This window comes from Streptomyces sp. UH6, from assembly GCF_013421635.1.
GTDB classification, from domain to species: Bacteria; Actinomycetota; Actinomycetes; order Streptomycetales; family Streptomycetaceae; genus Streptomyces; species Streptomyces abyssomicinicus.
In genome coordinates, this window is sequence record NZ_JACADT010000315.1 from 1 (window position 1) to 5,760 (window position 5,760).

Genomic DNA, 5,760 nt, shown 5'->3' on the forward strand with positions numbered 1-5,760 from the left:
GCCGGACGCGCCGCGGTCCTGCTGGAGGAACTCGTCGACACGGTCACCGCGTGCGCGGTCCAGCTCGACGACACCGGACGGCTCACCACCCGTCACACCCGCCGACTGACCGCGCTGCTGGAGGAACTGGCCGCCACGCACCGTCCGGCGCCGCGGCCCGCCCTGCTCCTCACGGGCTGACGCCGCCCTCCGGCGGCGCCCCCGGGCCACGCCGGAGAAGTCGCCGGAGAAGTCGCCGGAAAAAAAATCCGCGCGCGGGCGATGAGTTTCCCGGGCCGCCCGGGTCAGCACCCCCGGACACCGTCGACACCCACACCGTCGACCCACAACTCGGGGGAGGGCCCTTGACGCTTCCGCAGATCGTCTCGCGGGAGGAATGGCGTGCCGCGCGGGAGGCGCTGCAGGCCGGGGAGGACGAACTGGCGCGCGCCCGGCACGCCCTGAACGCGCGGCGGCGGCGCCTGCCCATGGTGGAGGTCGACGACGGACACGTCTTCGACGGCGGGGACGGCCGGGCGACGCTGCTCGACCTCTTCGAGGGACGCCACCAGCTGATCGTGCATCACTTCGTCTTCCCGCCCGAATGGGAGGCGGGCTGCCCGGAGAGCGCGGCCTTCCTCGACCAGATGGGACCACCGACCCACCTGTGGGCCCGGAACACCACCTTCGCCGCCGTGTCCCGGGCGCCGCTGACGCGGATCCTGCCGTTCAAGGCCCGGATGGGCTGGTCGGTGCCCTGGTACTCGTCCTCGGGGTGCTCCTTCACCGCGGACCTCGAGGCCACGGTGGTGCGCGACGGCCGCCCGGTCGACCGGCCCGGGCTGAGCTGCTTCCTGCGGGAGCGGGACCGCGTCTTCCACACCTATTCGACGTTCGAGGACGGCATGGACGGCGTGGGATCGCTGACCAGCCTGCTCGACCTGACCGCCCTGGGACGGCAGGAGGAGTGGGAGGAACCCCGGGGCCGGGCGGACGCGCTCGGCGCGGCGGCGCGCCCCGCACTGCGGTTCCACGACGAGTACGACTGGTGACGCCCCCGGGCGCGGCTCAAGGGATGCGGGCGGCTCGGTCCGTTCCGGCGACTCCGGCGACTGCGGCGACTCAGGCGACTCAGGCGGTGACCGCGGTCGACCAGGCCGGCATCGTGCCCGCCGCCTGGCACAGCGCCAGGTACAGCGGAATGGGCGGCGTGTAGGGCACGACGTCGTCCGGCACGTGGAGCGGCGCGGGCGCCGTGCGGGGAACCTCCGGCAGGACGGCCCCCGGCACGTACCGTGCGGGCTCGGGCCACGCCATGGCGTAGTCCGAGTCCGACGGCACGATCCACCACCAATGTGTGTCGTCGGCGTACACACATCCCACGCGGGGCAGGTGGGGAAGGACCAGGGACCCCAGCCCGGCCGGCATCACGACCGCGTCGCAGCCCAGCGGCAGGGTCATCCGTTCCGGCACGGCCAGACGCCGGGGCGGTGCCGGATCGCCCGTTCGGCGAGTCATGCGTACCAGTGTGTCCATGGTCATGCTCCGGCCTCCGGCGAATCCCGCGCTCACACCCATTCGGCCCCCGTTCCCGTGCCGTCCGCCCCGGGGAGCGCGGCGGCCCGGTTGTCCTTCTCGCCCTCGCCGTCGGACTCGTCCTCCGGCTCGTGCGGCGCCCCCCAGCCGAGGTCCAGATGGGCTATCTCCGCCCACACCAGCATCCCGGCGTCCTGCCGCCGGGCGCCCCAGGCCCGGCACAGGGCGTCGACCAGCAGCAGCCCCCGGCCGTTCTCCCGCTCCGTGTCCGGCTGCCGCACCTGGATCTCCTCGGCCGCGCAGCCCTCGTCGCACACGGTGACGCGGAGCGCGCCGGAGACCGGGCGCAACTCACAGACGACCCCGTGCCCGTAGGTGTGCACCACCGCGTTGGTGACCAGCTCCGAGACCACCAGCAGCGTCGTGTCGCAGGCGTCGCCCTGGACCCGCCAGCGGGCCAGCCTGGCGCGGGCCAGACGGCGCGCCAGCGCGGGGGAGGAGGGATGAGCCGGGAGCTGGAACCGGAACCTCCGATCGACGGTGGGACCGGTCACCGCGAACGGCTTTCCCTCGGTGGAGGCGGCACTTAAGGGCGCGGGCGGAATCACGCATGCCACTATCGCGGTGTCAAGAACACTTGGCAAGGGCCACTCTGAAAAATGCAGAGTGCCTGGGGACTCTCTGACGCGGTCGTGGCACACTGCTCTCCGGTCCCGCGGGGGAACGTGCCCAGCGTTCCCAGCAGCGGGTTCTCCAGAACATGTCGGACGGACGAGTGGGAACAGACGGGGGTGTGCGCGTGACAGCCGGTCCGGGGACACCGCCGGGAGGAGCGGCATGAGCGAGCCGAGATCCGCGCCGACCGTCGGTCAGGTGGTGCTCGGCCGCCGCCTGCTCGATCTGCGCGAGCGCGCCGGGATGAAGCGCGAGGAAGCGGCCCGCGTCCTGCACGTCGCCCCGGCGACGGTGCGGCGCATGGAGACCGCCGAGGTCGCGCTGAAGATCCCCTACGTGCAGATGCTGCTCAAGGCGTACGGGGTCGACAACGAGGAGGCGGAGGCCTTCGTCCGGCTGGCGGAGGACGCCAACAAGCCCGGCTGGTGGCAGCGTTACCACGACATCCTGCCCGGCTGGTTCTCCCTCTACGTCAGCCTCGAGGGCGCCGCGTCGCTGATCCGCGGCTACGAGCCGCACTTCGTGCCCGGCCTGCTGCAGACCGAGGAGTACGCGCGGGGTGTGCTCCGCGCGGGCGCCACCGGCCGCGAGGACCCGGAGCAGACCGAGCGTCTGGTCGCGCTGAGGATGCGCCGCCAGGAGCTGCTCGCCGGACCGGACGCCCCCCGGTTCTGGGTGGTGATGGACGAGACGGCGCTGCGCCGCCCGGTCGGCGGGCCGGAGGTGATGCGCGCGCAGATCGACCGGCTGCTGGAGGCCGCCGACCTCCCCCATGTGACGTTGCAGGTCGCCGAGTTCTCGGCCGGCCCGCACGCCGGTACGTACGGCCCGTTCGTGCTGTTCCGGTTCGCCGTGCCGGAACTTCCGGACATGGTCTACAGCGAGTACCTGACCGGGGCCGTCTACCTGGACGCGCGCGCCGAGGTGGCGGCCCATCTGGAGGTCATGGACCGCATGGCGGCGGCCGCCGCCACAGCGCAACGCACCAGGGAGATCCTGCGCGATCTCCGCGAGGAGTACTGAATGACACGCATCTACAACGGGATGCCGGCCACGCTGCTGGGCAGCGAGGGGTGGCGCAAGCCATGGAGCGGACCCAACGGGGGCAACTGCCTGGAGGCGATGAAACTCGCCGACGGCCGGGTCGCCGTCCGCCAGTCCACCGATCCGGACGGACCCGCGCTGATCTACACCAGCGACGAGATGACGGCCTTCATCCAGGGGGCCAAGGCGGGTGAGGCCGACTTTCTCCTTTCCTGAGGACCGGCGGGCCGTCACGTCGCCGCTGCCGGGCGGCGGTTGTCCGACTCGGACCACGCTGTGCGCACAACTTGCTTATTCTTGCGACTAATTGCTTGAGCTGTTGATCAATGTTGCTCGACCGATGATGGAGTGGACCATGTCCGAGCAGGGAACCGGCGGCGAGGCCGTGCGGATCGACACCACCAGACCGCATCCGGCGCGAATGTACGACTGGTTCCTCGGCGGCAAGGACAACTACCCCGTGGACGAGGCCATGGGGCGGCAGATGCTGGCCGTGGAGCCCGGGATCCCGCTGATGGCGAAGATCAACCGCGCCTTCATGCAGCGGTCCGCCCGCTGGCTGGCGAAGCAGGGCGTCCGCCAGTTCCTGGACGTCGGCACCGGCATCCCCACCGAGCCCAACCTGCACCAGATCGTCCAGGGCGTCGCCCCGGAGTCCCGCGTCGTCTACTGCGACAACGACCCGATCGTGCTCGCCCACGCCGAGGCCCTGCTCCGCGGCACGCCCGAGGGCGCCATCGACTACGTGCAGGCCGACGCGCGCGAGACCGACCTCATCCTCGAACGCGCCGGCAAGGTGCTGGACTTCGGCCGGCCGGCCGCGGTGTCGCTGATCGCCCTGCTGCACTTCGTCAAGGACGAGGACGGCGCCTACGAGCTGGTGGAGCGGCTGGTGCGGGCCCTCGCCCCGGGCAGCTACCTGGTGATCTCGCACCTCACCGCCGACTTCCACCCCGACGCCGCCGCCAAGGTCGACGAGATGTACCGGAACAACGCGCTGAACCTGGCGCCGCGTTCCCGCGAGCAGTTCGCCCGGTTCTTCGCGGGCCTGGAGATCGTCGAGCCCGGGATCGTGGCCGCCGAGGACTGGCACCCCGAGCTCGGCGAGCCGGTCCCGGGCCAGGAGGACATCGTCAGCGGCGGCTACGTCGCCGTGGCCCGCAAGGCCTGACGGCGCACCGTGGCGGGGGTCCCCGGGGCCCCCGCTACGGTGGGGGAGTGCGACTCGAAGCGATCACCTGGGAACGCCTCGCCGGCCGCCTCGCGGACCGTCTCCTCGACCTCCGGCCCGCCGACGGTTCGCCCTGGCCGCGGGTCGCCCTGGACGGCGCCCCGGCCGCCCGCCCCGGAGACCTGGCCGCCCTCGTGGCCGAGGCGCTGCGCCCCCGGGGCCGCGCCGCACTGGTCGTCGCCACCTCCGGCTTCCTACGGCCCGCCTCCCTGCGCTACGAGTACGGCCGCCAGGACGTGGACACCTACTACGACGGCTGGTTCGACACCGGCGCCCTCTGGCGCGAGGTGTTCGGCCCGCTGTACCCCGGCGGCGACGGGCGCGTGCTGCCCGACCTGTGGGACCCGGCCACCGACCGGGCCACCCGCAGCCCCGCGGTCGCCCTGCCGCCCGGCTCACCGCTCCTGGTGCACGGGCCGTTCCTGCTGAACGACGGCTTCCCCTTCGACCTCACCGTCCATCTCGCGCTCTCCCCGGGAGCGCTGCGCCGTCGTACGCCCGAGGAGGAGCACTGGACCCTCCCCGCCCATCAGCGCTACGACCGCGAGACCGGGCCCGCCGACGCCGCGGACGTCCTGGTGCGTGCCGACGACCCGCGCCACCCGGCGTGGAACGGCTGACCGAACCGGGCGAACTGGGATGATTCCGGCATGACGACACTCGACGGCCACCTCATCGACGACCGGACCGGCCCGGCTCCCGGATCCCACGACAGCCAACGGCGCGAGGACTCCGGCGCCCGCCACGAGGCGGTGGCCGCCCTCTTCGACCCCGTGACCTGCCGACACCTGGAGCAACTGGGCGTCGGCCCCGGCTGGCGCTGCTGGGAGATCGGCGCGGGCGGGGCGAGCGTGGCGACCTGGCTGGCCAAGAAGGCCGGGCCGACCGGCAAGGTGGTCCTCACCGACTCCGACGTCTCCTGGGCGGAGGCGACCGCCCGGCAGGTCGAGACCCGGACGCACCGGCTGGGCCGTGACGAACCCCCGGGGGAGGGCTTCGACCTCGTCCACGCGCGGCTGGCCCTGGTCCACGCGCCCGACCGGGACCGCGCCCTGCGCTCGATGATCCGCGCGCTGCGGCCGGGCGGGCGGCTGCTGGTGGAGGACGCCGACCTGGCGTTGCAGCCACTGCTCTGCCCCGAGGAGTCCGGACCCGAGCAGCAGCTCGCCAACCGGCTGAGGCTCGGGCTGCGGGACCTGCTCGCCGGGCGCGGCGTGGACCTCGCCTACGGCCGCCGCCTGCCGCGCCTGCTGCGGGAGGCGGGGCTCGCGCGGGTCGAGGCCGACGTGTACTTC

9 protein-coding genes are annotated in these 5,760 nt (G+C 73.0%); 7 read left to right on the forward strand and 2 right to left on the reverse strand.

Annotation, left to right across the window (positions count from 1 at the left end; all coding sequences use genetic code 11):
- Both HW445_RS16330 and HW445_RS16335 read left to right on the forward strand, forming a co-directional pair.
- The coding region (locus tag HW445_RS16330; RefSeq protein ID WP_180221751.1) for a hypothetical protein at positions 1–180 on the forward strand (180 nt) is incomplete at its 5' end.
- Positions 181–344: 164 nt separating this feature from the next.
- Positions 345–1,031 carry a DUF899 domain-containing protein gene (locus HW445_RS16335; RefSeq protein ID WP_180221752.1) on the forward strand — a complete coding sequence of 229 codons (687 nt, stop codon included), beginning with the start codon at positions 345–347 and terminating at the stop codon, positions 1,029–1,031.
- Positions 1,032–1,110: 79 nt separating this feature from the next.
- On the opposite strand, the gene HW445_RS16340 is transcribed toward HW445_RS16335, so the two are convergent.
- The gene (locus HW445_RS16340) at positions 1,111–1,497 is read right to left on the reverse strand and encodes a hypothetical protein (RefSeq protein WP_374939662.1); all 387 of its coding nucleotides are present in this window, start codon (positions 1,495–1,497) and stop codon (positions 1,111–1,113) included.
- Positions 1,498–1,547: 50 nt separating this feature from the next.
- Positions 1,548–2,069, reverse strand: a complete 522-nt coding sequence (locus tag HW445_RS34270) for an ATP-binding protein (RefSeq protein WP_180221754.1) — start codon at positions 2,067–2,069, stop codon at positions 1,548–1,550.
- A 283-nt stretch (positions 2,070–2,352) separates the two neighbouring features.
- Between HW445_RS34270 and HW445_RS16350 the strand changes: the two genes are divergently transcribed.
- The 5 genes from HW445_RS16350 to HW445_RS16370 form a co-directional block, all read left to right on the forward strand.
- On the forward strand, positions 2,353–3,213 hold the full coding sequence (locus HW445_RS16350) for a helix-turn-helix transcriptional regulator (RefSeq protein ID WP_180221755.1): 861 nt from the start codon (positions 2,353–2,355) through the stop codon (positions 3,211–3,213).
- Positions 3,214–3,450: a DUF397 domain-containing protein gene (locus HW445_RS16355; protein WP_151772731.1), complete on the forward strand. Its 237-nt coding sequence runs from the start codon at positions 3,214–3,216 to the stop codon at positions 3,448–3,450.
- Positions 3,451–3,589: 139 nt separating this feature from the next.
- Positions 3,590–4,405 carry an SAM-dependent methyltransferase gene (locus tag HW445_RS16360; protein ID WP_180221756.1) on the forward strand — a complete coding sequence of 272 codons (816 nt, stop codon included), beginning with the start codon at positions 3,590–3,592 and terminating at the stop codon, positions 4,403–4,405.
- A 47-nt stretch (positions 4,406–4,452) separates the two neighbouring features.
- Positions 4,453–5,085: a uridine kinase gene (locus HW445_RS16365; RefSeq protein WP_151772729.1), complete on the forward strand. Its 633-nt coding sequence runs from the start codon at positions 4,453–4,455 to the stop codon at positions 5,083–5,085.
- Between the two features lie 30 nt (positions 5,086–5,115).
- Positions 5,116–5,760: class I SAM-dependent methyltransferase (locus HW445_RS16370; RefSeq protein ID WP_180221757.1), on the forward strand; the 645-nt coding region annotated here is incomplete at its 3' end.